This window comes from Streptomyces boninensis (assembly GCF_048572725.1).
GTDB lineage: Bacteria > Actinomycetota > Actinomycetes > Streptomycetales > Streptomycetaceae > Streptomyces > Streptomyces boninensis.
In genome coordinates this window covers 104690-130440 of sequence record NZ_CP183837.1, presented here as the reverse complement: position 1 = coordinate 130440, position 25751 = coordinate 104690, and the positions used below count along the sequence as shown (strand labels likewise).

Annotated in this window: 29 protein-coding genes; 16 read left to right on the top strand and 13 right to left on the bottom strand. The window is 70.8% G+C overall.

Annotated elements, in window-relative coordinates; genetic code table 11:
• The first annotated feature begins 29 nt into the window (after positions 1–29).
• A complete protein-coding gene (locus tag ACNNMR_RS00625; RefSeq protein WP_419992469.1) occupies positions 30–1262 on the top strand; it encodes an alpha/beta hydrolase family protein in 1233 nt (410 codons plus the stop codon).
• Positions 1263–1277: 15 nt separating this feature from the next.
• Here the strand turns inward: ACNNMR_RS00625 and ACNNMR_RS00620 are convergent, their stop codons facing one another.
• Positions 1278–2069, bottom strand: a complete 792-nt coding sequence (locus ACNNMR_RS00620; protein WP_419992468.1) for a class I SAM-dependent methyltransferase — start codon at positions 2067–2069, stop codon at positions 1278–1280.
• A gap of 64 nt (positions 2070–2133) precedes the next feature.
• Here ACNNMR_RS00620 and ACNNMR_RS00615 point away from each other — a divergent pair, with 64 nt between their 5' ends.
• Together ACNNMR_RS00615 and ACNNMR_RS00610 are read left to right on the top strand one after the other, a co-directional pair.
• Positions 2134–2592: an Lrp/AsnC family transcriptional regulator gene (locus tag ACNNMR_RS00615; protein WP_419992467.1), complete on the top strand. Its 459-nt coding sequence runs from the start codon at positions 2134–2136 to the stop codon at positions 2590–2592.
• 29 nt (positions 2593–2621) lie between these two features.
• Positions 2622–3089 (top strand): NUDIX hydrolase, encoded by a 468-nt coding sequence (locus ACNNMR_RS00610; protein ID WP_419992466.1) that lies wholly within the window; start codon positions 2622–2624, stop codon positions 3087–3089.
• Between the two features lie 19 nt (positions 3090–3108).
• Here ACNNMR_RS00610 and ACNNMR_RS00605 read toward each other — a convergent pair whose 3' ends face one another.
• Positions 3109–4299 (bottom strand): winged helix DNA-binding domain-containing protein, encoded by a 1191-nt coding sequence (locus ACNNMR_RS00605; protein ID WP_419992465.1) that lies wholly within the window; start codon positions 4297–4299, stop codon positions 3109–3111.
• Positions 4300–4389: 90 nt separating this feature from the next.
• Here ACNNMR_RS00605 and ACNNMR_RS00600 point away from each other — a divergent pair, with 90 nt between their 5' ends.
• Positions 4390–4623 carry a hypothetical protein gene (locus ACNNMR_RS00600; RefSeq protein ID WP_419992464.1) on the top strand — a complete coding sequence of 78 codons (234 nt, stop codon included), beginning with the start codon at positions 4390–4392 and terminating at the stop codon, positions 4621–4623.
• Positions 4624–4674: 51 nt separating this feature from the next.
• Here ACNNMR_RS00600 and ACNNMR_RS00595 read toward each other — a convergent pair whose 3' ends face one another.
• The 4 genes from ACNNMR_RS00595 to ACNNMR_RS00580 all read right to left on the bottom strand — a co-directional run bounded on the left by ACNNMR_RS00595 (position 4675) and on the right by ACNNMR_RS00580 (position 8932).
• Positions 4675–5499, bottom strand: coding sequence for a carbohydrate ABC transporter permease (locus tag ACNNMR_RS00595; RefSeq protein ID WP_419992463.1), 825 nt, complete (start codon positions 5497–5499; stop codon positions 4675–4677).
• The gene (locus ACNNMR_RS00590; RefSeq protein WP_419992462.1) at positions 5496–6395 is read right to left on the bottom strand and encodes a carbohydrate ABC transporter permease; all 900 of its coding nucleotides are present in this window, start codon (positions 6393–6395) and stop codon (positions 5496–5498) included. Before ACNNMR_RS00590 ends, ACNNMR_RS00595 begins: the two co-directional genes overlap by 4 nt.
• Positions 6392–7750 (bottom strand): extracellular solute-binding protein, encoded by a 1359-nt coding sequence (locus tag ACNNMR_RS00585; RefSeq protein WP_420000226.1) that lies wholly within the window; start codon positions 7748–7750, stop codon positions 6392–6394. Before ACNNMR_RS00585 ends, ACNNMR_RS00590 begins: the two co-directional genes overlap by 4 nt.
• Before the next feature lie 93 nt (positions 7751–7843).
• Positions 7844–8932 (bottom strand): carbohydrate kinase family protein, encoded by a 1089-nt coding sequence (locus ACNNMR_RS00580; protein ID WP_419992461.1) that lies wholly within the window; start codon positions 8930–8932, stop codon positions 7844–7846.
• 129 nt (positions 8933–9061) lie between these two features.
• On the opposite strand from ACNNMR_RS00580, the gene ACNNMR_RS00575 reads away from it, so the two are divergent.
• Complete coding sequence (locus ACNNMR_RS00575) at positions 9062–9820, top strand: DeoR/GlpR family DNA-binding transcription regulator (protein WP_419992460.1); 759 nt, start codon at positions 9062–9064, stop codon at positions 9818–9820.
• 5 nt (positions 9821–9825) lie between these two features.
• Positions 9826–11145: a 6-phospho-beta-glucosidase gene (locus ACNNMR_RS00570; RefSeq protein ID WP_420000225.1), complete on the top strand. Its 1320-nt coding sequence runs from the start codon at positions 9826–9828 to the stop codon at positions 11143–11145.
• Between the two features lie 5 nt (positions 11146–11150).
• Here ACNNMR_RS00570 and ACNNMR_RS00565 read toward each other — a convergent pair whose 3' ends face one another.
• Positions 11151–12032 (bottom strand): NAD(P)-dependent oxidoreductase, encoded by an 882-nt coding sequence (locus ACNNMR_RS00565; RefSeq protein WP_419992459.1) that lies wholly within the window; start codon positions 12030–12032, stop codon positions 11151–11153.
• 94 nt (positions 12033–12126) lie between these two features.
• Between ACNNMR_RS00565 and ACNNMR_RS00560 the strand changes: the two genes are divergently transcribed.
• Positions 12127–12486: a winged helix-turn-helix transcriptional regulator gene (locus tag ACNNMR_RS00560; RefSeq protein WP_419992458.1), complete on the top strand. Its 360-nt coding sequence runs from the start codon at positions 12127–12129 to the stop codon at positions 12484–12486.
• Here ACNNMR_RS00560 and ACNNMR_RS00555 read toward each other — a convergent pair.
• Complete coding sequence (locus tag ACNNMR_RS00555) at positions 12376–13395, bottom strand: kinase (protein ID WP_419992457.1); 1020 nt, start codon at positions 13393–13395, stop codon at positions 12376–12378. The genes ACNNMR_RS00560 and ACNNMR_RS00555 overlap by 111 nt on opposite strands.
• 66 nt (positions 13396–13461) lie before the next feature.
• Between ACNNMR_RS00555 and ACNNMR_RS00550 the strand changes: the two genes are divergently transcribed.
• From ACNNMR_RS00550 to ACNNMR_RS00525, 6 genes are all read left to right on the top strand, one after another.
• Positions 13462–14463, top strand: a complete 1002-nt coding sequence (locus tag ACNNMR_RS00550) for a pyridoxal-phosphate dependent enzyme (RefSeq protein WP_419992456.1) — start codon at positions 13462–13464, stop codon at positions 14461–14463.
• A gap of 30 nt (positions 14464–14493) precedes the next feature.
• Complete coding sequence (locus ACNNMR_RS00545) at positions 14494–15312, top strand: Rossmann-like domain-containing protein (protein WP_419992455.1); 819 nt, start codon at positions 14494–14496, stop codon at positions 15310–15312.
• Positions 15309–16529 (top strand): MFS transporter, encoded by a 1221-nt coding sequence (locus tag ACNNMR_RS00540; protein ID WP_419992454.1) that lies wholly within the window; start codon positions 15309–15311, stop codon positions 16527–16529. The genes ACNNMR_RS00545 and ACNNMR_RS00540 overlap by 4 nt, the downstream gene beginning before the upstream one ends.
• 68 nt (positions 16530–16597) lie before the next feature.
• Positions 16598–17614, top strand: a complete 1017-nt coding sequence (locus tag ACNNMR_RS00535; RefSeq protein WP_420000224.1) for a FecCD family ABC transporter permease — start codon at positions 16598–16600, stop codon at positions 17612–17614.
• Complete coding sequence (locus tag ACNNMR_RS00530) at positions 17614–18402, top strand: ABC transporter ATP-binding protein (RefSeq protein WP_419992453.1); 789 nt, start codon at positions 17614–17616, stop codon at positions 18400–18402. The genes ACNNMR_RS00535 and ACNNMR_RS00530 overlap by 1 nt, the downstream gene beginning before the upstream one ends.
• Positions 18399–19397, top strand: a complete 999-nt coding sequence (locus ACNNMR_RS00525; protein WP_419992452.1) for an ABC transporter substrate-binding protein — start codon at positions 18399–18401, stop codon at positions 19395–19397. The genes ACNNMR_RS00530 and ACNNMR_RS00525 overlap by 4 nt, the downstream gene beginning before the upstream one ends.
• Here the strand turns inward: ACNNMR_RS00525 and ACNNMR_RS00520 are convergent.
• Complete coding sequence (locus ACNNMR_RS00520; RefSeq protein WP_419992451.1) at positions 19372–19551, bottom strand: hypothetical protein; 180 nt, start codon at positions 19549–19551, stop codon at positions 19372–19374. The two genes, ACNNMR_RS00525 and ACNNMR_RS00520, sit on opposite strands and share 26 nt — an antisense overlap.
• Before the next feature lie 215 nt (positions 19552–19766).
• Here ACNNMR_RS00520 and ACNNMR_RS00515 point away from each other — a divergent pair, with 215 nt between their 5' ends.
• The 3 genes from ACNNMR_RS00515 to ACNNMR_RS00505 are packed head-to-tail and all read left to right on the top strand — an operon-like array spanning position 19767 to position 21578.
• The gene (locus ACNNMR_RS00515; RefSeq protein WP_419992450.1) at positions 19767–20903 is read left to right on the top strand and encodes a haloacid dehalogenase-like hydrolase; all 1137 of its coding nucleotides are present in this window, start codon (positions 19767–19769) and stop codon (positions 20901–20903) included.
• A gap of 32 nt (positions 20904–20935) precedes the next feature.
• Positions 20936–21094 carry a zinc-ribbon domain-containing protein gene (locus ACNNMR_RS00510; RefSeq protein WP_419992449.1) on the top strand — a complete coding sequence of 53 codons (159 nt, stop codon included), beginning with the start codon at positions 20936–20938 and terminating at the stop codon, positions 21092–21094.
• A gap of 4 nt (positions 21095–21098) precedes the next feature.
• Entirely contained in the window at positions 21099–21578 is a 480-nt protein-coding gene (locus ACNNMR_RS00505; RefSeq protein WP_419992448.1) for a hypothetical protein, read from the top strand.
• 2 nt (positions 21579–21580) lie between these two features.
• Here the strand turns inward: ACNNMR_RS00505 and ACNNMR_RS00500 are convergent, their stop codons facing one another.
• Genes ACNNMR_RS00500 through ACNNMR_RS00485 form a run of 4 tightly spaced genes read right to left on the bottom strand, consistent with a single transcriptional unit; the run spans position 21581 to position 25735 of the window.
• Entirely contained in the window at positions 21581–22570 is a 990-nt protein-coding gene (locus ACNNMR_RS00500; protein WP_419992447.1) for a zinc-dependent alcohol dehydrogenase family protein, read from the bottom strand.
• Entirely contained in the window at positions 22567–23433 is an 867-nt protein-coding gene (locus ACNNMR_RS00495) for a carbohydrate ABC transporter permease (protein WP_419992446.1), read from the bottom strand. The genes ACNNMR_RS00500 and ACNNMR_RS00495 overlap by 4 nt, the downstream gene beginning before the upstream one ends.
• Positions 23430–24374, bottom strand: a complete 945-nt coding sequence (locus ACNNMR_RS00490; protein ID WP_419992445.1) for a carbohydrate ABC transporter permease — start codon at positions 24372–24374, stop codon at positions 23430–23432. The genes ACNNMR_RS00495 and ACNNMR_RS00490 overlap by 4 nt, the downstream gene beginning before the upstream one ends.
• Positions 24371–25735: an ABC transporter substrate-binding protein gene (locus tag ACNNMR_RS00485; RefSeq protein ID WP_420000223.1), complete on the bottom strand. Its 1365-nt coding sequence runs from the start codon at positions 25733–25735 to the stop codon at positions 24371–24373. The genes ACNNMR_RS00490 and ACNNMR_RS00485 overlap by 4 nt, the downstream gene beginning before the upstream one ends.
• Positions 25736–25751: the final 16 nt, after the last annotated feature.

Here is a 25751-nt window from a genome sequence, read left to right as displayed (position 1 = left end):
GCGGGGGCCGGAATTCCTACGCTCCGGGCATGATCTTTCAGCGCACCACCTCCCGGGCCGCGACTGCCGTCGCGGTCCTCGCCCTTGTCACCTCGACGGTCGCGGCCTGCGGCGATGGCCCGTCAGCCGGGTCCGAAGGGCCGGCCGGGTCCGCCGGCAAGCCCGCGGCCGCCGCGAAGCAGGAAACCGGGCTGTCCCTCCCGCGCCCCACCGGTCCCCACACGATCGGCCAGGACACGCTCCACCTCACCGACAAGAGCCGCCGCGATCCGTGGGTGCCCGCGGCAGGGAAGAGGGAGTTGATGGTTTCCGTCTTCTACCCGGCCCTGGAGGGCGGCGACGGCGGACGGGCCTCGTACATGGCGCGCAAGGAGTCCACGCGGCTGCTGAAGGCGCTGAAGCTGGACAAGAAGTTCGGCGCCGAGCTGCTGGCGTCCGTCCGTACGAACGCCCTTCCCGGCGCCCGGCCCGCCCAGGGAAGGTACCCGCTCGTCGTCCTCTCCCCGGGCTTCACGCTGCACCGGGCCACCCAGACCGGCCTCGCGGAGGAGCTGGCCTCCCGCGGGTACGTCGTCGCGCTGGTCGACCACGCCTATGAGTCGTACGGGACCGAATTCCCCGGCAAGGGCGACGCGACCCGCCTGCGCACCTGCGTCGCCTGCGCGAAGGTCGAGGGTGCGCCGAGCGGCAACTCCGGCGAGAACGAGGTGCTGGCCAAGGCCGCGCGGAACCGGGCGGCCGATCTCTCCTTCGTCGTGGACGAGTTGACCGACCGGCACTCGGACTACGCGGCGCGCATCGACGCCCGCCGGATCGGCGCCGCCGGCCATTCGCTCGGCGGCAACGCGGCGGCGGTGGCGGCGGGCACCGACCGGCGCATTCGTGCGGCGGTGAACCTGGACGGCACGTTCTTCGCCCCGGTCCCGGCTGCCGGCACCGGCCGCCCGCTCCTGATGCTCGGCACGCGCGAGGGCCACAACCCGCGGGCGAAGGACGTCACCTGGCCTCGCGAATTCGACCGCATGCACGGCTGGAAGCGCTGGCTCACGGTCGCCGATTCCGGGCACTTCACCTTCACCGACCTGCCGGTGCTCGGCGGGCAGGCCGGGAGGACCGACCCCTCGGCGCCGCTGTCGGGCAAGCGCTCCGGCGAGATCACCACGGGTTACGTCGCCGCCTTCTTCGACCGGCACCTCCGGGACCGGCAGCCCGCGCTGCTGGACGGGCCTTCGAAGGCGAATCCGGAGGTCGATTTCCACTAGGCGCTGACGCTGCCGCTAGACGGCGTCGCGCCCGTACGGCTTGACGGCCTGGAGGATCTGCAGACCCCGAGGTCCGGCACCCGCGTGCCGGACCCGCAGGCCCGCGGCCCGGCACTGGCCGGCCAGCCAGGCCGGGGCCAGACGCAGCTTGGGATAGCTGCCGACGTGCAGCTCCCAGCCGTCCGGGCTCCAGGTGTGGACCAGGTCGTGGACCATGATCCGGTCCGCGTCGTACTCCTCCAGGAAGCAGGTCAGCACGCGGTCGTCGGTGCTGCGTACGGGAATGAAGCGGTCGGTGCCGCTGGGGGCCGCGGTCAGATCGCGGTAGCTGAGCACCAGATGGCCGCCGGGGCGCAGCGCCCGCGCGCAGTCGGCGAGCAGCGCGGGCACGTCGCGCCGGTCCGGGAGGTGAGTGAGGGTGTCGCCCATACACACGATGGCCGCGGCGGTGGCGGGCGCGGCGGCCTGCGGGACGGCGGTGCGGAGGTCGGCGTGTACGGGGCGGATGGCGGGGGCCTCCGCCGCGTACTCGCGCAGCTCGTCGAGGAGCCGGGAGCTGGTGTCCACGGCGGTGACCGAGGCGAATCCGAGCCAGGCCAGCGTGAGCGACTGCGGCCCCGGGCCGCTGCCCAGGTCGAGCGCGGCGTCGTCCTCGGTCCGCGGCTGGACGCCCAGCTCCCACAGCAGACCTGCCTGCTTGCGGGCGAGGCTGCGGATGCTGCCGCCGAGCATCCAGGTGTAGTGCTCGGCCAGGAGGTGTTCGTAGTGGTCGGTGGCGGCGGCCGCGGGGGTCAGTGTGGTGTCCATACCAAGCAAGGATATTCGCGAAGTGCCGTAATGTGGTTTCTAGTTCAGGCCGTACGATGGGCCGATGCGCAATGAAATCCCGCTGGACTCCACGGATCGCGAAATTATCTTTCAGCTGCAGCAGGACGGGCGGCTCACCAATGTCGAACTGGCTCGGCGCGTGGGCCTGACGGCGCCGCCGTGCCTGCGGCGGGTGAAGCGGCTCGAGGAGGCGGGGGTGATTGCGGGGTACCGGGCGCGCATCGACCCGGAGGCCGCGGGGCGAGGCTTCGAGGTGCTGCTGTCTGTGGAGATCGTGACCAACGATCTGCGGACGGTCGAGGAGTTCGAGGAGACGGTGGCGGCGTACGACGAAGTGGTGGAGTTCCGGCGCATGTTCGGCCGCCCGGACCACCTCATCCGGGTGCTGGTGGCCGATCAGCAGGCGTACGAGAACTTCATGATGACGAAGGTCGTCAACCTGGACGCGGTCCGGAGGGTCGACTCGCATCTGACCATGAAGAAGATCAAGACTGCGGACTGAGCTGCCCGATTCGGAGGTGAGGCGCGGGGATGAGCCGCCGATTGGCCGCATACGGCGTGTGCATCGAGCGTGGGCGGGTGCTGCTCGCCTGTTACATACCGCCCGAGGGGGAAGCCGTCTGGACGCTCCCGGGCGGTGGGGTGGAGCATGCGGAAGATCCGTTCGACGCGGTGATCCGGGAAGTCGCCGAGGAAACGGGATGCGACGCGGTTGTCGTACGTCTGCTGGGCGTGGACTCAAGGGTGATCCCCGCGGCCGAAGCCCGTGCCGGCGTCACGCACCAGAACGTCGGCATCTTCTACCAGATCCGGATCACTGCCGGCCGGCTCCGCCCCGAGCCGAACGGCGACATCGCGGAGTCGGTCTGGACTCCGATCGCCGATGTCGCCCGCCTGCGCAGGTCGTCGCTGGTCGACGTCGGGCTCGCCCTGGCGCGGGCCGCACCGGCTACGGGGCATATCGCTCCCGTCCCGGTCGGTGGTCTGATCCAGCACTGAGGAAGCCCCGCGGGAGCTGTCAGTGCGTATCGAACTCGACAGTCACGGATGACGCGCCGCGCAGCGGCGTGATCTGCTCGGCCTCGGCCTCCAGTGCCTTGCGGTCCCGAGCCGCCAGCGGGCCGAAGGTCTGCACGCTGATGGTCAGCTTCTGCCCGCTCTTGCGTGGGCGCCAGATGCCCGTGATCTCGCCGCCCGCGAGTACCGCGCCAGGTTCGCCTACGGTCTTCCACACGTCCCGGTGGTACTTCTTGTCGACGATCGTCTCGCGGTCGCGGACCTGGGTGTAGGGGTCACGGGGCGGGAGCAGCCGCACCCCCACGGGCGTCGGTGGTGATCGCAAGGTGTCGAGATCCTCGGCGAGAACCCACGTCTTGCGGCCGAAGTCGACTTGCGTCATCTCGTCCTCGACCAGGCTCCACCAGGGAGCGGCATCGCCGGCACGGACGCCCAGCCATGCGGCGAAGTCCGCGCGCGTGGACGGTCCGTAGCAGCGGAGATAGCGGCGGAGGAGCTCGGCGCGCGCGGCCTGGGGGTCGGTGTCCGGGATCGGATCGCGCAGCCACTCCTCGGTCAGGACGAACGGGGCCTTGTTCCCCGCGCGGGGCGCGAAGCAGACCACCCGCTGCAACGTGAGGATGCGGATACAGAAGTGCACGACGGCCTCGCCGAGCGGCTGGCCGGCGGCGTGGGGGCCTTCTTGTTCCCAGATGTCGCGTTGCTTCTTCGGCAGCTTGTGGGCAATGCGCTCGGCGAGCTCCGAACCCAGTGCGTCGATCGCGAGCCGCCGGCCGGTCAGTACGTCGCCGATCTCGGCGCCGGTCAGCTCGACGGCTTCGGTGAGGCCGAGGCCGAGCTTGTCCACCGCCGGGCCTGCCCCGAGGATGAAGTGGCGCATCACCTCCTCGGTCGGCGGGAGCACGCCGGTGGTGAACACCGGTGCGTCCACGGTGGGGAAGTAGAACGGGGCGCCGCGCATGCACCAGCTCTGCAGCAGGCTCTTGTCCTCGGCGACCGCTTGGTCCAGCCGGTCCTGCGTCAGACCGCGCACCCTGGCGTGCAGCGCGAGCAGCGCCGAACCGGGCGGGCTGTTCTGCACACCACAACGCCCGGCCGCGGCCGGCAACCCGCTCCGGCTCAGGCGTTCGCTGAGGTGGTGAGCGTGGAGGCGAAACGCGATGACGTCGCTCCTCGTGACTTTCACAGCCATCACCTCAGACTATCCGCGGCTTCCGGGAGGGCTGGGATTCACTCGGATGGGTGCTGCGGGGGAAATCGAACACGTGCTTGAATGGCTGTCATGGCGCACAGCTTTCCTGAGGATCTTGTGGTGGCCCAGCGTGACTGGTTCGCCGTGTATGAGCAGCTTGCGGGGAGGGAGGACGGGGCGGCGCAGACGACCGTGCTGCGGCGGCGATTGCAGCGGTTGAGCATCCGGGTGTCCACGCATCCGTACTGGACGACCCTGCCCGGGCGGGCGCCCGCGGCGCGGATGGAGCTGCGGGAGCTGGCCCGGGGGCGGGAGGTGGCGTGAGGGCAGGCTGGAGGCGCGGCCGCGGTCGGGCGCTGCCAGCGCGGTCGGGCCTTACTCCTTGACCGCGCCCGTCAGCATCCCCTCGATGAAGCGGCGCTGCAGCGCCACGTACACGATGACCACCGGCAGCGCGATCAGCACGGACGCGGCGGCCAGCAGCGACGTCTCCGAGGCGTGCTGCCCCTGGAAGAAGGCGAGGCCGAGGGGGACGGTGCGCAGGCCCTCCTCGCTCACCATCACCAGGGCCATGAGGAATTCGTTCCAGGTCCACATGAAGGTGATCACGATCATGGTGGTGATCGCCGGCCGCCCCATCGGGACCAGGACCCGCCAGAGCGTCGTCCAGGACGAGGCGCCGTCCATCCGCGCCGCCTCGATCACCGACCGCGCGCTGCCCCGGAAGTACGCGCGCATCCAGAAGACGCCGAAGGCGAGCGACTGCGCGGTCTGGGGGAGGATCAGCGCCCAGTACGTGTCCGTCAGTTCCACGTAGCGCAGGTCGAAGTAGAGGGGGACGACCAGGGCCTCCTGGGGGAGGGTGAGGCCGATGACGAAGAGGTAGAAGAGCGGCGTCGAGCCCGGGAAGCGCATCACGCCGAAGGCGTAGCCGGCCAGCGTCGCCAGCACCGTCGTGGCCAGCACCACGACGGCCGCGACCAGCACCGAGTTGCCGAGATACGTACCGAAGTGGCCGCGCGTCCAGGCGTCGGCGAAGTTGCTCCAGTGCAGCCCGCCCTCGGGCAGCGAGAAGCCGGTGCCGAGCGCGCCCTGCTTGCCGAAGGCGGTCGACAGGATGCCGAGCACGGGGGTGAGGGAGATGACGGCGAAGAGCGTCAGGATCGCGTAGCCGGTGGTGCGTTCCGTACGGGAGATCATGAGCGGCGCCCTTCGACTAGCCGGGAGACCGTCACGGTCAGGACGAAGATGACGACCGTCAGTGCCACGCCCACCGCCGCCGCCGAGCCGACCTGATTGGTCTCGAAGGCGCGGTGGTAGACCTCGTAGGCCGGTACGGACGTGGAGTTGCCGGGGCCGCCGCTCGTGGTGATGTAGATCAGGTCGAAGTTGCGCAGGCCGGCGACGATCGTCAGCGTCAGCGCGACGGCGATCTCGGCACGCAGCCCGGGCAGGGTGACGGTGAAGAACTCCCGCACCGCGCCCGCCCCGTCGATCCGCGCCGCCTCGTACAGCTCCCGCGGAATGCGCTGCGCCCCCGCGAGGAAGAGGACCATGCACAACCCGGTCTCCACCCACGTGCCGACAACGCCGACCGCGGGTAGCGCCCAGGTCTCGTCGCCGAGCCAGGCGCGGGAGAGGGAGTCGAGGCCGATGGCGCCCAGGACGTCATTGAGCAGCCCGTCCGGGGCCAGGATGGAGCGCCAGGTGACGCCGACCACGACCATGGCCAGCACCTGCGGCAGGAAGAGGACCGTACGGAAGAACGTCATGCCGCGCACCCGGACGCGGGACATCACCGCGGCCAGCATCAGCCCGATCGCGACCGGCAGCGCGGCGTAGAAGATCAGCAGCACCAGCGCGTGCACGAAGGGCGCCCGCAGCGTCGGGTCCGTGAACAGGTCGGCGTAGTTGTCCAGTCCCGCCCAGGTGGCCACGTTCAGGCCGTCCCAGTGCAGCAGCGACAGCCACACCGACTGGCCGAACGGGTAGAGCAGGAAGGCCGCGTAGATCAGGAGCGCCGGGAGGATGTAGAGGTAGCCGATCGCCCGTGGTTCGCCGGGTGCGCGGCGCGGGGACTTCACGGCGGCCTTCATCGCTTGCCTGCCCGCTGCTTCTTCATGAAGGCCCCGTAGTCCTGCTGCAGCTTGGCCGCGAAGTCGCCGGGGGAGAGGTCGCCCGCCATCAGCTTCTGGAGCGACTGCGAGGTCGTGTCGTAGAAGGTGGGGGTGGCGTAGTCGAGGTACGGGACCAGGCCGTCGGCGGCGTTCAGGCGCTTCCAGCCCTCGGCCATCTGGCCCTCCGTCGACTTCGGGTCGAGCCGCGCGGCCGCCTTGCCCGGCACCGCGGGCAGCACGCCATGCTTGGTCATCACGTCGGAGGCGTGCTCGGAGGTGATGTGGTCCAGGTACGCGGCGGCGACCTCGGGGTGCCTGGAGCGCGAGGTGACCGACCACGACAGGCCTTGGCCGCCGGTGGTGACCGGGTCGCCGCCGGCCTTGGCGGGCGGCGGCGGGATCAGGCCCAGCTTGTCGCCCATCGGCTTCTTCAGATCGGCCTGCAGCCAGGTGCCGGAGATCAGATACGCGCCCTCGCCGTCGGCGAACTTCTTCCACGCGTCGTCGTAGCCGAGACCGTTGGCGCCCTTGGGGAGATAGCCGCGCTTCATCCAGTCGGCGAGAGTGGCGGCGGCCTCCTTGGTGTGGTCGTTGTCGAAGCCGGAGCCGCGGCCGAGGACCGTGTCACGGGTGTCCTTGGCGCCGAGCTGGTCCTGCAGCACGCCGAAGGTGTGGATCGCGGGGTACTTGTCGAGGTTGCCGAACTGGATCGGCAGCTCGTCGCGCTGCTTCAGCTTCGCGAGCGAGTCGGTGAAATCCTTCCAGGTCTTCGGCGGCTTCAGGCCCGCCTTGTCCAGGACGTCCTTGTTGTAGTAGATCCCGACGAACTCGCCCGTCTGCGAGATCCCGTACAGCCGCCCGGTGCCGAAGTGGCGGCCGTCGGCGGAGACCCGGTTGAGGTTGAGGAGCGTGTTCGGGTAGCGGGTGTTCCAGTCGTAGATCCCCGCGTAGTTGTCCAGCGGCCTGAGCAGACCCGCCTGCACGAAGGCCACCATGTCCGGATAGCCCTGATTCGCCTGCACCACATCCGGTGGCTTGTTGCCCGATATCGCCAGCTTCAGCGTCGTCTTCAGGTCGGTGAAGCTGCGCGCGACCCGCTTGATCCGGACATTCGGGTACTTCTTCTCGAACTCCCGGTTCAGCTCCTCCAGCTCGGCGCTCGTGCCGCCGCGGACCTCCTGGTCCCAGACCGTCAGCGTCACCTTCCCGGCATCCGCCGGATCCGGTACGGCGGTGGCGCCCCCGTCCGCGCTCTTTCCCGCCATCGAGCCGTCGGTGCCGGGCACGCACCCGGCGGCGAGCAGCGCGAGCCCGGTCGCGAGCACGACGGGCAGCACGCGCACGCGTCCGCTCCGGCGCGTGCCGGTACACGGAAGTCCCATCAGGGTCTCCTTAGAGCGTCAGTGGATCACCAGAGCGTCAGTGGATCACCGGTCGCGGAAGCCGATGGTCGGCACCGCGCGCGGCCGGGTGCGCGGGCAGCCGCCCAGCTCTCTCGGCAGCAGGTCGTTGAGGAAGGCATAGCGCTTGGCGAGGTCGCCGCCGCGGGGCCGGGTCGCCGTCCACCAGGCGGAGATCTCCGTCCAGCCGGGCGCGGCGAGCGAGCCGCCGAAGTGCTCCACGGACAGCGCCGCCGTGAGGTTGGCGAAGGCCAGCCGGTCGGCGAGCGGCCACCCGGCGAGGGTGCCGGTCATCAGGCCCGCGACGAAGACGTCCCCGGCGCCTGTCGGGTCGAGCGGCTCGACCGCGACGCCGGGCACGGACGCGTACTCACCGGTGGTGGCGTCGACGGCCACCGCACCGTCGGGCCCCTTGGTGACGACGGCGAGCGGCACCAGCTCCGCGAGCGCCCGCACCGCCGCCTCGGGGGAGTCGGTGCGGGTGTAGTGCTGCGCCTCCACCGCGTTGGGCAGGAAGGCGTGGCAGTGCTCGAGGTCGAGCAGCGCGGCCGGGTCCCAGCGGCCGCTGTCGTCCCAGCCGACGTCGGCGAAGATCCGGCTGCCCTGCGCGGCGGCGGTACGGATCCAGTCCTGGGTGCGCCCGGGCTCCAGCGAGGCGACGCCCGCGCGCGTGCGCGGCACCGGGCAGCCGGGAGGCGCCGGCGGCGCCGGGTGCTCATGCGTGACCATGGTGCGCTCGCCCTCGTACGCCATGGACACCGTCACCGGCGAATGCCAGCCGGCCACCCGCTGCGAGGCGTGCAGGTCGACGCCCTCGTGCTCGGCCAGGGACTCGCGGCAGTAGTCACCGTACAGATCGGCGCCGAAGGCGGTCGCCAGGGTGGTGCGCAGGCCGAGACGGGCCAGCGCCGTGGCCATGTTGGCGATGCCGCCGGGGCTCAGGCCCATGCCGCGGGCCCAGTTCTCGGTGCCCCTGACCGGGGCGTGGTCCATGCCGGTGAAGATGATGTCGAGGAAGACCGTCCCGGTCAGATAGACGTCGAAGTCCGGGTCCCCGGGCGCGCGTATGTCCGCCAGGGGGTCCAGAGTGTCGGCGACCGCCTGAGAAGTGCCCACCGTCGCGCCCTTCCTTGCTCGATCGTGCTCGATGCGAATGGCTGAGCGACACCTTGCACGCAGCGTGGCTGAAATGCAAGGGGTCAGTCATACTCGCGCACAGTCGCTCATGTGCAGTAGATTGCGGGCATGTTGCGTGAGGCCCGCCATGAAAAGTTGCTGAGCATCCTCGGCGAGGAGGGGGTGCTGCCCATACGGGAGATCGCCCGCCGGCTGATGATCAGCGAGGCCACCGCCCGCCGCGATCTGACCGAGCTCGGCGAGGCGGGCCGGCTCACGCGGGTGTACGGCGGTGCGGTCGCCGCCCGCCCCGGCCACGAACGCCCCTTCGCCGAGTCGGCCGTCGACGACCTCCCGCAGAAGTCCGCCATCGCCGCCCGCGCCGCCGAACTGATCGCCGACGGCGACGTGCTGCTCCTCGACATCGGCACCACCACCCTGGAGCTGGCCCGCTGCCTGCACGACCGCCCGGTCACGGTGGTCACCAGCAGCCTGGCCGTGTACGAGGAGCTGCGCGACGACGACGCCGTCCGGCTGATCCTCCTCGGCGGCGAGGTGCGCCGTAACTACCTCTCCCTCGTCGGCTTCCTCACCGAGTCCAACCTCCGCGAACTCCACGTCGGCCGCCTCTTCCTCGGCGCCAGCGGCGTGCTCCCCGACGGCACCGTCCTCGACAGCACCCACGTCGAGGTGCCGGTGAAGCGCGCGATGCTCGCCGCGGCCCGCGAGACGGTCCTGCTGGTCGACTCCGCCAAATTCCCCGGCAACACCGGCCAGGCGCGCATCTGCGGCCCGGACAGCATCCACACACTGATCACGAACCACACGTCGGACGCCACCACCCTCGCCACCCTGCGCGAGGCCGGCACGGAGGTAATCACAGTATGAGCGGCCTGAGGCTGACCCTGCTCGGCGGCGGCGGATTCCGCGTCCCGCTGGTCTATCGCGCGCTGCTCGACGACCGCGGCGACGACGCGGGCCGGATCGCCGAGCTGGTGCTGTACGACACCGACCGGGCGCGCCTCGACGCCATCGGCGCCGTACTGACCCAGCAGGCGGCGGGCCGCGACCGCGCCCCCGCGATCCGTACCACCACCGACCTCGACGAGGCGCTGCGCGGCGCCGACTTCGTCTTCTCCGCCATCCGCGTCGGCGGCCTGGAGGGCCGCAGCCGCGACGAGCGGGCGGCGCTGGCGGAGGGCGTGCTCGGGCAGGAGACGGTGGGTGCGGGCGGGGTGTTGTACGGGCTGCGCACCGTCCCCGTCGCGATGCGGATCGCCGAGCGGGTGGCGGCGGTCGCGCCCGACGCGTGGGTCATCAACTTCACCAACCCCGCCGGCATGGTCACCGAGGCCATGCAGCGGGTCCTCGGCGACCGCGTCATCGGCATCTGCGACTCCCCGGTCGGCCTCGGCCGCCGCGCCGCCCGCGCGCTGGGCGCCGACCCGGACCGGGCCCGCTACGACTACGTCGGCCTGAACCACCTCGGCTGGCTGCGCGCGGTCATGGTGGACGGCCGCGACCGGCTCCCCGAACTCCTCGCCGACACCGACCGCCTGGAGTCCTTCGAGGAGGGCAAGCTCTTCGGCGCCCGCTGGCTGCAGGCGCTGGGCTCCCTGCCCAACGAGTATCTGCACTACTACTACTTCAACCGCGAGGCGGTGACGGCCCTGCGCGAGGCCCCCGCCACCCGCGGCGAGTTCCTCCGCGACCAGCAGGCCGCCTTCTACGCCGAGGCCGCCGCCCACCCGGGGGACGCGTACACCGCCTGGGACCGCACCCGCCTGGAGCGCGAGGCCACATACATGGCGGAGAGCCGCGCCGGCACCGGCGGCTGGGAGCGGGACACGTGCGACCTCGACGGCGGCGGCTACGACCGGGTCGCCCTTGCCCTGATGCGCGCCATCGCCCGTAACGAACGGACCACCCTCATCCTCAACGTCCGCAACCGCACCACCGTCGCGGGCATGGACGCCGACGCGGTGATCGAGGTCCCCTGCCTGGTCGACGCGGGCGGCGCGGCCCCGCTGGCCGCGGACCCGCTCGCCCCCGACCAGCTGGGCCTGATGCTGTCGCTGAAGGCGGTCGAACGCGCCGCGATCGAGGCCGCCACGACCGGTGACAAGGCGGCGGCCCTGCGCGCGGTCGCCCTGCACCCGCTGGTGGACTCGGTGAACGCGGCGGAACGCATCCTCCAGCGGGCGCAGAGCTGAGCGCGTCAGGCCGCTTCGGGGTGCCTGATGCTCTCGTAGATACGGGCAAAGCCCTCAGCCCCATGCCCCGCGTCGATCTGGCGCCGGATGAGGTGCTGCACCATGCCGATCGCGTCGGTGCTGATGCCCTGTCCGGCGCTGGCGGCCAGCAGGTCGTCGAGGCTGGAGAACTCGAGGCTCTGCTGTCCGGCGACGGCGTAGTCCCCACCGTCGACGACCTCGGCGAGCCCCTCGAAGGCACTGATCATGGCCGCCAGCCACGGAGCGGCCCGCAGCGCGAAGTCGCGCGCCGACACCCCCTCGGGCGCGACCATCGCGGCGCCGTGCAGGAATCCGGCGAACATCACGTACATGCCGGAGAGCAGCGCGAGATCGTAGAGCGAGGCCATCCCGGCGTCCTCGCCGAAGTAGCTGCTCTCGCCCCAGAGGTCGAGCAGCGGCCGGGTGCGCTCGAAGACGTCGGCGGAACCGCTGTAGAGGATCGAGGACCCCGGCTGCCCGATCATCTCGGGTACGGCCATGATCCCGCCGTCGAGATACGCGACCCCGGCCCGCGCCGCCCACTCCGCGAGCTCCCGGGACTGCTCGGGCTGCGTGGTGGTGACGTTGATCAGGGTCCGACCGGCCAATTCGTCGGCGACCGGCGCGAGTACGTCACGGACCGACGCGTGGTCGAGGAGACAGGCGACGATCACCTCACCGGCCCGGACGGCGTCGTACGGAGTGGCCGCGGGCGTGGCGCCCAGCTCGGCGAGGGGCTGTGCCTTGGCCGGGGTGCGGTTCCAGACCGTCGTCGGATGTCCCGCCTTCACGAGGGCGGTGGCGAGCGCCGCGCCCATCTCGCCCAGGCCCAGGACCGATACGGAAAGCTTGCTTGAAGTCGTCATGCTGTCGATCTTCGGCGGCACCGCTAAAGTCGACAAGTACGGACTATTTAGTGGGGTACTCACCTTTCGGTAAGTCACCCCGGGGGAGGGATCCATGGGCACGTCAGGACGGCGCGGGCCGTACTTCTGCGGCATCGACGCGGCGATGGACGTCGTCTCCGGCAAGTGGAAGTCGCTCATCCTCTGGGAGCTGGCCGAGCGCGGCACCCGCCGCTTCGCGCAGCTGCGCCGAAGCCTGCCGGGGGTCAGCGAGAAGATGCTGGTCCAGCACCTGCGGGAGATGGAGGAGGACGGGCTGATCCACCGCGAGGTGTACGGCGAGGTGCCGCCGCGTGTCGAGTACTCACTCACGGAGCACGGCGTCTCCCTCAACGAAGCGCTGGCCGACCTCGGCCGCTGGGGCGTGGACCGCATCGAGCGGATCGGCGCGGAGCGTATCCACGAGGCGAGCTGAGCCGGGCCCCCGGTCAGCGGCCACCCCCGCGAAGCTCAGCGTCCGGTACACCGACACCTTCCCCGCCAGCTCCGCGCACGCCTGCGCCGCCGCATGCGTCCGCGCCGCATGGTCCGGGTCGGCGGCATCGAGCAGCAGCCCGAGCGTCGTGCCGCTGTGCCCGACCGCGACCCCCAGCCCGCCCACCTCACGGCAGACCGCGAGCAGCGGCGCGAGTGACGGCTTGGGCCGCAGCACCTGGTTCATCAGCGCGCTCTGCGACGCCACCGCCCCGACCTCGGCCAGGTCGCCGCGGCGTACGGCCACGGTGAGCCGGTCCAGCAGCCGCGCGTAGGTCTCCCGGTCCCGCGAAGTGAAGGGCTTGGGCCGCCGGTTGAACGCGATCGTGTCCACCGTCCCGCCCTCGTCGATGCCGACCACCGTCATCGCGGGCAGCGACCCGAGCACCGCCCGCAGCCGCACGCTGCGGTGGTGGTACGCCACGACGCCCGGGTACAGCACCCCGTCGGACGGCTCGATCCGCGCCAGATAGCGCTCGATCCGGCGGGCGGACAGCCGCACCCCGAGCCCGGCCCCGACCGCCCGCGCGGTCGCCACCAGGTCGGCCGACGAGCTGGCGAGGCCCTTGCCCTGCGGGATCACGGAGTTCACGGTCAGCCGCCCGCCGCCGTCGTAGCCCGCGTCCGCGGCGATCATCCGCGCCAGCCGCAGCGACTTCCGCTTGCGGGCCGGTGCCACTGTGAGCGCTCCTCCGTCCGTTTCCGTACGGAATGCCGCCATCGTCCACCGCGCGATCGGCAGCGTCACGAGAAAGTCCCCGTCCTGGCCGCCGTCCGCCTCCGGCAACACCCCCTGCAGCAGCTCCCCGAAGGTCCCGAACGCCGTCCCCAGCCCCAGCCTCATCTCCATGCCGAGCACCCTACGGGCTTGAGATGCAGTTGACAATCATTTCCATTACGGCCAGGATCGCCGCCCATGGGGTTGCACGAACACATCGCGGAAGCCGTCAAGAGTCCCGATCTCATATCCGTCGGGCCGCGCACGGCCTGCCTGCGCTTCGAATCGATGAAGGTCTACTCGGCGCTCGGCGCCGTCGGACACCTGCTGGAGACCGGCGCGGTGGCGCCCGGCGACACGGTGATCGACAGCTCCAGCGGCATCTACGCGCAGGCCCTCGCGCTCGCCTGCCACCGCCACGGCCTGAAGTGCCACATCGTCGGCTCGACCACGGTCGACCGCACCATGCGCATCCAACTGGAGCTCCTCGGCGCCACCTTGGAGCAGGTCGAGCCGTCGCAGAACCTGCGCCTGGACCAGGAGCTGCGGGTGCGGCGGATCCGGGAGCTCCTCGCCGCCAATCCCTCGTACCACTGGATGCGCCAGTACCACGACGGGATCCACTACTACGGCTACCGCGAGGTCGCCGCGCGCATCGGGAGCGAACTTCCGGCAGGGCCGCTGACGTTGATCGGCGGCGTCGGCTCTGGCGCGTCCACCGGGGCGCTCGCCACCTACCTGCGCGCCGCCGGGCGGGACGTCCGGCTCGCCGGAGTGCAGCCCTTCGGCAGCGTCACCTTCGGGAGCGAGCGGGTCACCGACCCGGACATGATCATCGCGGGGATCGGCAGCGCGATCGCATTCGAGAACGTCCGGCACGAACTCTACGACCGCGTGCACTGGATCAACTTCGACACCGCCCTCTCCGGCGCCGTGGCGCTGCTGCGCGACACCGGCATCTTCGCGGGCCTCTCCAGCGGCGCCGCCTACCTGGCCGCCGGCTACGAGCGCTGGAACGACCTCGACGACCGCACCCACCTCTTCATCGCCCCGGACACCGGCCACCGCTACGTCGACGGCGTCTACGCCCGGCACACCGAGGCCGTCGACCCCGCCACCCTCGCCCCGTACGAAATCGCCGCCCTCGACGAGCTGCGACCTCCCTGGTGCGCCATGAACTGGCCACGCCGCGCACGCTGACCCCCGCAATTGAACGCAAAGGAACCCGAGATGACCCACCCGACGACGCCGCCGCGCAATGTGGCGGAGCTGACCGATGCCGTCCTTGCCGGCGGCTACGGCCCCGCGCCGGGCGAAGCGACCGTCACCAGCACCTTCTGGCTGCACCACACCACCCGCCTGGCCGGCGGCCCGGTGACGTACCACAACCACTACCTCCTGCTCCGCCTCGGCGCCGCCTTCGGCGCCTGCGCCTTCGAGGCCGGGGAGGTGCCGCCCGCCGTGTGCGCCGAGGGCTCGGGGGTGGGCGTCGACAAGCTGCTGCGGCACGAGTCGGGGCCGGTGCGGATCGCGGCGCTGGACGCGTATCTCGCTCATGTGCGGCCGCATCGCGGCGCGGGCGAGGCGGTCGCGCTGCCTGCCGGGACGCCGGAGGTACGGGCCCAGGCCAGGGACGCGGCGATCGCCGGGCTGCTCGACATCGCGCCGGGCGCGCGGGTGGCGCTGATCGGCGTCGTCAATCCGCTGGTCGCGGCGATACGGGAGCGCGGTGCCGAATGCCTCCCGTGCGACCTCAACCTCCGCGCCACCCAGTGGGGCGACGTCGTCACGGACGACATGACCGACGTGCTCGCCCGCGCCGACGCCGTCGTCGCCACCGGCATGACGCTCGGGAACGGGACCTTCGATCTCATCCTTGAGCACTGCAGGCAGCGCGGCGTGCCGTTCATCGTGTACGCGCAGAGCGGCAGCGCCGTCGCGCGCGCCTTTCTGGGGGCCGGGGTGAGCGCGCTGAGTGCGGAGCCGTTCCCGTTCTCGCAGTTCAGCGCCGAGGCCACCGAGCTCTTCCGGTACCGGGAGGCGGCGTGAGCACGGAGGCGCGGGCCGAGGCGGTGCCCGGGGACCTGCGGATGGCGCGGGAACTGTGGCCGCTGCTGGTCGCGTCCGCGGTCGGGCTGGTGCCGTTCACGATCTTCAGTACGTATCTGGTGCCGATCGCGCGGGCCGCGGACACCGGCGTCGCCGCCATGGGCGGGCTGCGCGGGCTCGGCGGGCTCGCGGCGCTCGCGGTCGGTACGGCGCTGGCGCCGCTGATCGACCGGGTGCCGCGGCGGCGGGCGGCGGCCGGTGGGCTGGTCGTGCTGGCGGGGGCGGCGGGGCTGGGGGCGAGCGGGGATTACGTGCTCCTGGCGGCCTTTTGCCTGCTGACGGGTGCGGGCACGGCGGTGCTCAACCCGGCGCTCACCGCGGCCGCGGCGGATCGGTACGGGGAGGGCAAGGCGGCGGGCCGGGCGGCGACGCTGGTCACCGCGACGCAGTCGATGACCGCGATGCTCGCGGCGCCGGTGATCGCGCTGCCGGCGCTGGTGTGGGGGTGGCGCGGGGACATGGCGGCGGTGGCGGTGGTGTCGCTGGTGCTGGCCGTCGCGCTGGTGGCGACGGGGCGTGGGCCGGATACCGAGCCCGGCGAACGGGTCGGCTATTTGGCCGCATTCAAGGAGCTGGCCGCTCTCAAGGGCGTGCCGGAGCTGCTTCTCATCGCCTTCCTGCGGACCGCCGTCTTCATGGGCTATCTCGCCTACCTCGCCGCGTACTACGACGGCCGCTTCAACCTCGGCCCGGGTCTCTTCTCGCTGGTCTGGACGCTCAGCGGCGCCTCGTTCTTCGTCAGCAACCTGCTCACCGGGCGGCTCGCCAATTCGGAAGCGCCTTGGCTGCCGGCCGAGCGGCTGCTGACCGCCGGTCTGGTGGCGGCCCTCGTCACGGCGACCGGGTTCTGGTTCACGCACTGGCTGCCGCTCGCGCTGCTCTTCACGTCGCTGCACGCGGCGAGTCACGCGGTCGTGGCGGCGTGCGTGGTGACCTTGCTGGTGCGGCGCACCGGGGCGCGGCGCGGGGCGGCGCTCAGCGTCAATGCCGCCGGGATGAGCCTCGGCGTCTTCGCCGGTGCGGCGGCGGGCGGGGCGGGTCTGGGGCTCGCCGGATATCCGGGGGTGGCGGCCGTGTTCGGCGTGATGGTCGCGGTGGCGCTGGGAGCGGCGGCCCTCGTACTCCGGCGGCCGGCGACCGGGGCGGTGGGCCCGTGACGGCCGTCGTCGAGGCGGCGGAGGCCGAGAGGGTCGCGAGTCGGGCCCCGTCCCGTACGAGCAGCGCTCTGGTCTGTGCCGTCCTCGCGGTCGCGCTCGGCGTCTCCGTGGTCGTCGCCATCGGGCTCGGCACCGCCGTCGTCGCGCCCGACGACACCGCCCGCTATTTGTGGGCCGCGCTCAGCGGTGGCCGGATCGCGGAGTCGGACGTGACGACGTATCAGATCATCTGGGAGATACGGACCCCGCGGGTGCTGCTTGCCGCGCTGGTCGGGGCCGGGCTGAGCGCGGTCGGGGTTGCCGTGCAGGCGATGGTGCGCAATGCGCTCGCCGACCCGTTCGTGCTCGGGATCTCCTCCGGGGCCTCCGTCGGAGCGGTCGCCGTGACCGTCACCGGCGGGCTCGCGGCCTTCGGGATCTATGCCGTATCCGCGGGTGCCTTCCTCGGCGCGCTCGTCGCCGCGGTGCTCGTGTACGCCGCCGCGTCCGGTGGGGGTGGCATGTCGCCGCTGCGGCTGGTGCTGACCGGGGTGGCCATGTCGCTCGGGTTTCAGGCGCTGATGAGCGTCATCGTCTATCTGGTGCCGGACGGCGAGGCCACCAGCACCGTCCTGTACTGGACGATGGGCGGCTTCGGGGCCGCCACCTGGGGTGCGCTGCCGGTTGTCGCGGCCGCCGTGGTGGTCGGCACCGCGCTGCTGCACCGGCAGAGCCGGACGCTCGATGTGCTCGCCCTGGGCGATGAGACCGCCGCCAGCCTCGGTATCGGGGCCGACCGGCAGCGCAAGGCGCTCCTCGCGCTCGCGTCCCTCGTGACCGGGGTCATGGTCGCCGTGAGCGGGGCCATCGGGTTCGTCGGGCTGGTCATGCCGCACCTGGTGCGGATGGCGGTCGGGGCCGTGCATGCGCGGGTGCTTGCCGTCGCGCCGCTCGCCGGGGCGGTGTTCATGGTGTGGGCGGATCTTGCGGCGCGGACCGTCGTCAGCCCGCGGGAGCTGCCCATCGGTGTGATCACGGCGCTGGTCGGTGTGCCCGTCTTCGTGGCGCTGCTGCGGCGGCGTGGCTATCTCTTCGGAGGCCGGTGATGGACCTCGATCTCGACGGCCTCAGTGTCGTCATCGACGGGCGAGGGCTCGTACGGGACCTGTCCCTGCACGTCGGCGGCGGCAGCGTCGTCGGCCTCGTCGGGCCCAACGGCAGCGGCAAGTCCACCGCGTTGCGGTGCGTGTACCGCGCGCTGAGGCCCACCGGAGGCACCGTATGGGCGGGGGAGGAGGACCTCCTCCGGCTGCCGCCGCGGCAAGGTGCCCGCCTCGTGGCCGCGCTCGCACAGGACGGGGCGGTGGACCTCGACTTCACCGTGGAGGAGGCCGTCGCCCTCGGCCGGGCGCCACACCTGCGTGGCAACCAGGCGCTGTCCGCGCGCGAGCGCGAGCTGTGCGTACGGACCATGGACCGACTCGGCATCAGCCACCTGGCCGGACGCGGCGTGCTCAACCTCTCCGGCGGCGAGCGGCAGCGGGTGCTGCTCGCCCGCGCGCTCGTCCAGGAGCCGCGGATCCTCGTCCTGGACGAGCCGACCAACCATCTCGACGTACGCCACCAGGTCGACCTGCTCTCCCAGCTGCGCGGCAGCGGCCTGACTGTCCTGGTCGTCCTGCACGACCTCAACCTCGCCGCCGGCGCCTGCGACCGGATCGGCGTGCTCAGCGAAGGCCGCCTGGTGACCGCGGGGACGCCGCAGGAGGTGCTGACGGAAGACCTCGTCGAGGACGTCTTCGGGGTCCGGCCCACCGTCGTGCCGCACCCGAAGTCCGGCGTCCCGCAGCTGCTCTATTCGATCGATCCCAACTCACCGGAAAGCACCACATGATGCGCATGAAGTACCTGGCCCCGCTGGCCACCGCCGTCCTCCTCACCGGCTGCGGCGCCGACGTCTCCGGCGACGACAAAGCCGCCGAGCGGAAGTCCACCGTCAAGCGATGCGGCGAGCCCGTCCCGTACGCCGTGCCGAAGCGGGCCGTCGCCTACGAGGGCGGCAGCGCCGACAAGCTCTTCAGCCTTGGCCTCGCCGACCGGGTGCACGGCTACGTGATGCCGCCCGCCAACCCGCCGGTCAGTCAGTCGCCTTGGGCCGCGGACTACAAGAAGGTGAAGAAGCTCAGCGACGACCTGCTCAACAAGGAGGTCGTCGTCCAGGCCAAGGCCGACCTGGTCGTGGCCGGCTGGAACTCCGGCTTCAGCGACGAGCGCGGCATCACCCCCGCCATCCTCGACAAGCTGAAGATCCAGAGCTTCATGCACGCGGAGAGCTGCTACAACTACCCCGGCCACCCGGAGCGCCGCACCCCCTTCGACGGCCTCTACACCGACCTCGAGCGGCTCGGGCAGATCTTCCAGGTCGAGGACCGCGCCGACAAGGTCGTCGGCGACATGAAGCGCCGGGTCGCGAAGGTCGCGGCCAAAGCGCCCAAGGGCGACCCGGTCCCGGTCTTCCTCTACGACTCCGGCACCGACAAACCGTTCACCGCGGGCAGCCAAGTGCCGCCGAATGACATCATCAAGACCGCGGGCGGCCGGAACATCTTCGGCGATCTCGACCAGCGCTGGACCGAGGTCGGCTGGGAGGCCGTCACCAAGGGCCGCCCCGAGGTCATCATGATCCTCGACTACGGCGACCAGCCGGCGAAGAAGAAGATCGAGTTCCTGAAGAAGTCCCCGCACACCCGTGAGCTCCCCGCCGTCCGTAACGACCGCTTCTTCGTCCTCGACTACAACGAGGGGATCAGCGGCCCGCGCAACATCGACGGCCTGGAGAAGTTCGCCAAGTACGTGAACCAGCTCAGCCGTCCCGGCGCCACGGGCTGAACGGCGCGGCGGGCCGCCGCCCTGTCGTGATCCACGGGACATCCATGACGCGCTCGAAGTGCCGCACGTACTCCCGCATGCTCGGCTGCCCGCCCACCGCTCGCTCCGCCGCTCCCGGCCCGCTCCGCAATTGCCGCCGCTGCTGAACTGACATCCGCGATCAACCCCTCCGCAACTAAGCCGCGTTGGCCCTGCACCCGCTCAACGAGCCACGGAACACCAGGTTTTACGCGACTGGGCCATACGTGTGAAACAACGCCAATCACCCATACAAGCCCATGATGGCCCGCCGGGCGGCGGGTGATCTCCGGTCGCTACGATCAGCGGCCGCGACCGGATCTAGATCACCTGTACGAAGAAATGGATGTCATGACGAAACGCGTAAACAGCCGCATATGGATGCTCGGCGCCGTGCTCGCCCTCGCGGGGGCGCTGCTCGCCGGCGCCGGGCTCTGGCCGGAGTCCAAGGCGCGGGCGGCCGGCGGCGAGGGTGCCGATGGCGCCCGTATCGCCGCGGAGCTGGACCACTGGCCGGCGCCGGTGGCGAAGAAGCTCGGCGCCACCATCGCCCGGCACGCCGACAGCGGCGGCTATGCGGTCTTCGACGCGGACAACACCACGTACCGCTACGACCTCGAGGAATCCCTCATCCCGTACCTGGAGATGAAGGGCGTGCTTACGCGCGAGCGGATGGATCCGTCGCTGAAGGTGATCCCGTTCAAGGACGCGGGCGGGCACAAGGAGTCCTTGTACAGCTATTACAACCGGCTGTGCGAGGTCGACGACCAGGTCTGCTATCCGTGGGCCGCGCAGATCTTCTCCGGCTTCACGCTGAAGCAGCTCAAGGGGTACGTCGATGAGCTGATGGCGTACGGGAAGCCGATCCCGGCCGAGTACTACGACGGCGGCGAGCTCACCAAGACCGAGGTGAACCCGCCCAAGCCCTACCCGGGCATGCAGGAGCTCTTCAAGTCACTCCGCAAGCACGGCGTCGAGGTTTACATCAACAGCGCGGCGAGCGAGGAGCTCGTCCGCATGGTCCTGGCCGACCCGAAGTACGGCTACGGCGTGAAGCCGCAGAACGTCATCGGCGTCTCCATGCTCCTGAAGGACCGCAAGACCGGCGACGTCACCACCGCCCGCAAGGAGATCAAGGCGGGCACGTACGACCCGGCGAAGCTCATGGACCACGAGCTGACCCCGACCCTCTGGGCCCCCGCCACCTGGTACGAGGGCAAGCCCGCCGCCATCCGCACCTACATCGACCAGTGGCAGCAGGCGGTCCTGATCGGCGGCGATACCCCGAAGAGCGACGGGCCGATGCTGCTGGAGAGCACCGACATCAAGAACGGCGGCGCGCGGATCTGGGTCAACCGCAAGGACGACTACCAGACCGAGATCACCGAAATGCGCAAGAAGGCCGCCGACCGGCAGCGGAAGCTGCACCAGCCGGTGACGGCCGACAAGCGGTGGCTTACCGTCGTACCGAAGCAGATCGGAGGCTGACCCCCGCCTCCGTACAAGCGGAGGAGGCGGCCGTGGACGAGGGCGGCGATCCGAGCTGCTGGCTCGGCCTGGTGTGTCCCGAGTGCGGGAAGATCCGCGAGGACCGGACGGCGGAGACGTGCCCGTACTGCGGGACAGCCGTGGATGATCCTCCGGTCGTACGCGACGTGGCCGCGGACGGCGGCGAGTAGCGCCGTGGGGTTACCCCGGCGCCTGCTCGCCGCCGTCGGCGGTGCGCTGCTGTGTATCGGCTGGCTGACGGCCTGCGAGTCGCAGGCGGAAGAGCCGGACCGGGGGCTCACCTTCGCCCAGCTGCTTGCCTGCGCCCAGGCCGCCTTCGAGGGTGATGTGGTCGCCGTGCGCGCCGCCCGGCCCAAGGACACGGTCCCGATGCAGACCGTGTCCGTCGATGTCACCAAGTGGATCAAGCCGGCGGGTGGCGGCGAGCGCGTCGAGTTCCTGGAGTTCAATCCGCGCTGGAATGACGACCCGCCCTTTCGGAAGGGGCAGCGGCTCCTCGTGGTCATGGGTGACCGGCGCGGCGAGCCGGCGCAAACCTTCCGTAACAGCAAGGGGGTCTCCGATCTCGCCACCGGCCGGGACCTCATCGACCGCAATCTGGAGCGGTCGGCACGCACCGCCTGTCCCAAGTGGTGGCGCGACCGGGAGCGTTGAGGCTACGGCACCACCACGATCTTCCGCCCCTGACCGGCCGCGAACTGGCTGAGCGCGTCCGGGTATTCGGCGAGCGGGAGCCGGTGGCTGATGAAGATCGACGGGTCCAGCACCCCGCCCGCGAAGAGCTCGGCGGCGCGTTCGTACGAGTGCAGCACGGCCATCGAGCCGGTGATGGTGATCTCCTGGTTGTAGATCTTGTACGGCTCGATCACCGCCGTCGTCGCGTAGTCGGCCACGCCGAACTGCAGGAAGGTGCCCGCCTTCGACACGCGGCCGAGGCCGTCCTGGATCGCGGCCGCATTGCCCGTGGCGTCCACGACCACGTCCCAGCCGCCCGGCCGGTCCAGCTCGTCCGGTGACGCGGCGGTCGCCGAGCAGCCCAGCTTGGAGGCGGTCTTCAGCCGGATGGCGTTGATGTCCACGACATCGACCGATGCCGCGCCCGTGCGCTTCGCCAGCTCCAGCATCATCAGGCCCATCGTGCCGCTGCCGTAGATCAGCACATGGGCGCCGAGCCGGGCGTTCAGCACGTCGTAGCCGCGGACCGCACAGGACAGCGGTTCGATCAGCGCGGCGTCCTGGACCTCGATGGACTCGGGGAGCTTGACGCAGTTGGCGACCGGGGCCACCGCGTACTCCGCCGCGCCGCCCGCCGTCGTCACGCCGATCGCCGCCCAGCGGTCGCACAGGTTGTTGTGGCCCGTACGGCAGTAGCGGCATTCGTAGCAGTACAGGGACGGGTCCACCGCCACCCGGTCGCCGGCGGCGACCTCGGTGACATCCGCGCCGGTCGCGACCACCTCGCCCGCGAACTCATGGCCCGGCACCAGCGGCAGCGACGGCGCGAACTCGCCCTCCAGGATGTGCAGATCGGTCCCGCACAACCCGCACGCCGCCACCCGCACCACGACCTCGCGCGGGCCCGGTGTCGGGTCGGGGACGGTGGTGACGGTGACCTTGCCGGGGGCTTCGATGAGGGCGGCTTTCACTTCACGGCTCCTAGCGACAGGCCCTGGACGAGTTTGTCCTGGGCGGCGAACCCCGCGGCGAGCACCGGCAGGGAGATGACGACGGACGCGGCGCAGACCTGGGCGAGGAAGAGGCCCTGGCTGGTGATGAACCCCGTGAGGAAGACGGGGGCGGTCTGCGCCACCACGCCCGTGAGCACCCGGGCGAAGAGCATTTCGTTCCAGCTGAAGATGAAGCAGATCAGCGCGGTCGCGGCGATCCCGGGACCGGCCACCGGCGCCACCACCCGCGCCAGGATGGTAGGCAGCCGGGCGCCGTCGATCTGCGCCGCCTCGATGATCTCGGCGGGCACGTCGCGCAGGAACGACTGCATCATCCACACCGCGATCGGCAGGTTCATGGAGGTGTAGAGGAGGACGAGCAGCCAGACGTTGTCGAGGAATCCGGTGTTCTTCGCGAAGAGATAGATGGGCAGCAGGCCCGCCACCACCGGCAGCATCTTCGTCGACAGGAAGAAGAACAGGACGTCCGTCCACTTCTTCACCGGCCGGATGGACAGCGCGTACGCGGCCGGGAGCGCGAGCAGCAGCACCAGCAGCGTGGAACAGACGCTCGCCGTCGTGGAGTTGGCCAGCGACGGCCACGGGCTCTGCCCGCCGCCGGAGCCGAAGAACTCGCGGTAGCTGTCGAACGTCAGCGACGCCGCCAGGCTCGGCGGATTGGTGGCGGCGTCCGGCTCCGCGTGCAGCGAGGTCAGCAGCATCCACAGCACCGGCAGCGCGAACAGGATGCCGACCACCCACGCGAGCACGCCGAGCGCGGCCGTGCGGCGGCGCGCCTTGCGCAGCATCGGGGGAACGGCGGGAGCTTGGGTCGCGGTCATGACCGGCCGACCTCCTCGCGGAAGAGGGACGACACGACGCGCAGCGCGAAGGTCGCGATGATGATGGAGCCGATGACGACGAGCACGCCGGCCGCGGAGGCGAGGCCGTACTCGTGCGCCTGGTAGAAGGTCTGGTAGATCGTGTACGGGAGGTTGGCCGTGCCCAGGCCGCCGGATGTGATCGTGAAGACCGCGTCGAAGTTCTGGACGATGTAGATCGACCCGAGCAGCACCCCGAGCTCCAGGTAGCGACGCAGGTGGGGGAGGGTGAGATAGCGGAAGATCTGCCAGTTCCCGGCCCCGTCGATACGGGCCGCCTCGATCATGTCGAGCGGGCGGGACTGCAGCCCGGCGAGCAGGATCAGCATCATGAACGGCGTCCACTGCCAGACGAGGGAGGCCTCGACCGCGATCAGCGGCATCTCCGAGATCCAGTCCGGCTGGCCGAGGCCGAGCCAGTTCAGCACGCCGTTGAAGAGCCCGTACTCCGGGTTGTACAGCGCGTGCTTCCACAGCAGTGCCGCCGCCACCGGCACGATCAGGAACGGCGCGATCATCAGCGTGCGCACCGCGCCCCGGCCCCGGAACTTGCGGTCGAGCAGCAGCGCGACGAGCAGCCCGAGCACGAGGGAGGTGAGCACCACGGCGACCGTGAGCACGATCGTGGTGACCACCGACTTGCGCAGGTCGGGGTCGGTGGCGACCTCGCTGTAGTTCGCGAAGCCGGCGAATTCGCGGGCGTCCGGGTAGAGCGAGTTCCAGTCGAAGAGCGAGATCACCAGCGTCGCCACGAACGGCAGCTGGGTCACCACGATCAGGAAGACCAGCGCGGGCAGCAGCGGCGCCCGGGTGGCCCAGGCACGCATCCGGCTGTGCCGCTTGGCGGCGATCGCGGGTGCTACGGACGTCTTGGCGGCGGGAGCCGCGGCGGGCGCGGTCATGATCGGCCCTCGTATTCCTCGCTGACCTTCTCGGCCAGGTCCTGCGACTTATTCAGCGCCGACTCGACGGACTGCCGCCCGGCGATCGCCGCACTGATCTCCTGGGACACCTTCGTGCCCAGGTCGGAGAACTCCGGGATGTCCACGAACTGGATCCCCACCGTCGGCCGCGGCTGCAGCCCCGGATCGGTCGGATTGGCGCTCTCGATCGAATCGCGGGTGACGTCCGCGAAGGACTTCGCGGCCTTGAGATAGCCCGGATTCTCGTACGTGGAGGCGCGCTTGCCCGCCGGGGCGTTGGCCCAGCCGAGCTCCTTGCCGACCAGCTCCTCGTACTCCCGGCTCGAGGCCCAGGACACGAACTTCCAGGCCGCGTCCGGGTTCCTGGACGCCTTCTGGATGCCCCAGGCCCAGGTGTACAGCCAGCCGGCGGACTCGGTGCGGTCCACCGGCGCGGGGGCGTAGCCGATCTTGCCCTTGACCGGGGACTTCGGGGCTTCGAGGGAGCCGGCGGCGGAGGTGGCGTCGTACCACATGGCGGTCTTCCCCTGCGTCATGGAGTTCAGGCACTCGGCGAAGCCGGCCTGGGCGGCGCCGGATTCGCCGTGCTCGCGGACCAGGTCCACGTAGAACTTGGTGGCCTTCGCGAACTCCGGGGAGTCCAGGCGGGCCTTCCAGTCCTTGTCGAACCAGGTGCCGCCCATGGTGTTCACCACCGTCGTCAGCGGCGCGATGACCTCGCCCCAGCCGGGGAGGCCGCGCAGGCAGATGCCCTTCATGCCGCGCTGCGCGCCGTCCGCCTTCGCGGCCAGGTCGGCGACCTGGTCCCAGGTGGGCTTCGCAGGCATCTCCAGGCCTTTGTCGGCGAAGACGTCCTTGCGGTACATGAGGAAGGACGACTCGCCGTAGAACGGCTGGCCGTAGAGCTTGCCGTCGTCGGCGGTCAGGGACTGGCGCATCGGCTTCAGGATGTCGGCCTGGTCGAAGGCCTTGTCCTTCTTGACGTGGTCGTCCATCGGGTGCAGCCATTCGTTCTTGGCGAAGAAGGGCACCTCGTAGTTGCTGATGGTGGCCACGTCGTACTGGCCCGCCTGGTTGGAGAAGTCCTGGCTGATCTTGTCGCGGACCTCGTTCTCCGGCAGCACCGTGTAGTTGACCTTGATGCCGGTCTTCTTGGTGAAGTGCTTGGCGGTGAGCTTCTGGAGCTCGACCATCTGCGGGTTGTTCACCATGACGACGTTGAGGGCGGTGCCGTCGCCGGCGGAGCCCAGCGCGCCCGCGCCGGCGCAGCCGGCCAGTAGGGCGGTCACTACGGTGGCCGCCGCCAGTGCTCTCGTCCCGTACGAGAGCTGTGGGGACATGGACATGCCAGGCTCC

Excerpts from the sequence above, each read along its gene's own strand:
- ACNNMR_RS00555 (WP_419992457.1), bottom strand. The coding sequence starts at position 13,395 with ATGGAGATGAGGCTGGGGCTGGGGACGGCGTTCGGGACCTTCGGGGAG.
- ACNNMR_RS00595 (WP_419992463.1), bottom strand. The coding sequence starts at position 5,499 with ATGATCTCCCGTACGGAACGCACCACCGGCTACGCGATCCTGACGCTC.
- ACNNMR_RS00560 (WP_419992458.1), top strand. The coding sequence starts at position 12,127 with ATGGGCACGTCAGGACGGCGCGGGCCGTACTTCTGCGGCATCGACGCG.
- ACNNMR_RS00615 (WP_419992467.1), top strand. The coding sequence starts at position 2,134 with ATGCGCAATGAAATCCCGCTGGACTCCACGGATCGCGAAATTATCTTT.
- ACNNMR_RS00550 (WP_419992456.1), top strand. The coding sequence starts at position 13,462 with ATGGGGTTGCACGAACACATCGCGGAAGCCGTCAAGAGTCCCGATCTC.
- ACNNMR_RS00605 (WP_419992465.1), bottom strand. The coding sequence starts at position 4,299 with ATGGCTGTGAAAGTCACGAGGAGCGACGTCATCGCGTTTCGCCTCCAC.
- ACNNMR_RS00525 (WP_419992452.1), top strand. The coding sequence starts at position 18,399 with ATGATGCGCATGAAGTACCTGGCCCCGCTGGCCACCGCCGTCCTCCTC.
- ACNNMR_RS00520 (WP_419992451.1), bottom strand. The coding sequence starts at position 19,551 with ATGTCAGTTCAGCAGCGGCGGCAATTGCGGAGCGGGCCGGGAGCGGCG.
- ACNNMR_RS00610 (WP_419992466.1), top strand. The coding sequence starts at position 2,622 with ATGAGCCGCCGATTGGCCGCATACGGCGTGTGCATCGAGCGTGGGCGG.
- ACNNMR_RS00575 (WP_419992460.1), top strand. The coding sequence starts at position 9,062 with ATGTTGCGTGAGGCCCGCCATGAAAAGTTGCTGAGCATCCTCGGCGAG.
- ACNNMR_RS00625 (WP_419992469.1), top strand. The coding sequence starts at position 30 with ATGATCTTTCAGCGCACCACCTCCCGGGCCGCGACTGCCGTCGCGGTC.
- ACNNMR_RS00600 (WP_419992464.1), top strand. The coding sequence starts at position 4,390 with ATGGCGCACAGCTTTCCTGAGGATCTTGTGGTGGCCCAGCGTGACTGG.
- ACNNMR_RS00545 (WP_419992455.1), top strand. The coding sequence starts at position 14,494 with ATGACCCACCCGACGACGCCGCCGCGCAATGTGGCGGAGCTGACCGAT.
- ACNNMR_RS00590 (WP_419992462.1), bottom strand. The coding sequence starts at position 6,395 with ATGAAGGCCGCCGTGAAGTCCCCGCGCCGCGCACCCGGCGAACCACGG.
- ACNNMR_RS00495 (WP_419992446.1), bottom strand. The coding sequence starts at position 23,433 with ATGACCGCGACCCAAGCTCCCGCCGTTCCCCCGATGCTGCGCAAGGCG.
- ACNNMR_RS00515 (WP_419992450.1), top strand. The coding sequence starts at position 19,767 with ATGACGAAACGCGTAAACAGCCGCATATGGATGCTCGGCGCCGTGCTC.
- ACNNMR_RS00485 (WP_420000223.1), bottom strand. The coding sequence starts at position 25,735 with ATGTCCCCACAGCTCTCGTACGGGACGAGAGCACTGGCGGCGGCCACC.
- ACNNMR_RS00530 (WP_419992453.1), top strand. The coding sequence starts at position 17,614 with ATGGACCTCGATCTCGACGGCCTCAGTGTCGTCATCGACGGGCGAGGG.
- ACNNMR_RS00490 (WP_419992445.1), bottom strand. The coding sequence starts at position 24,374 with ATGACCGCGCCCGCCGCGGCTCCCGCCGCCAAGACGTCCGTAGCACCC.
- ACNNMR_RS00565 (WP_419992459.1), bottom strand. The coding sequence starts at position 12,032 with ATGACGACTTCAAGCAAGCTTTCCGTATCGGTCCTGGGCCTGGGCGAG.
- ACNNMR_RS00620 (WP_419992468.1), bottom strand. The coding sequence starts at position 2,069 with ATGGACACCACACTGACCCCCGCGGCCGCCGCCACCGACCACTACGAA.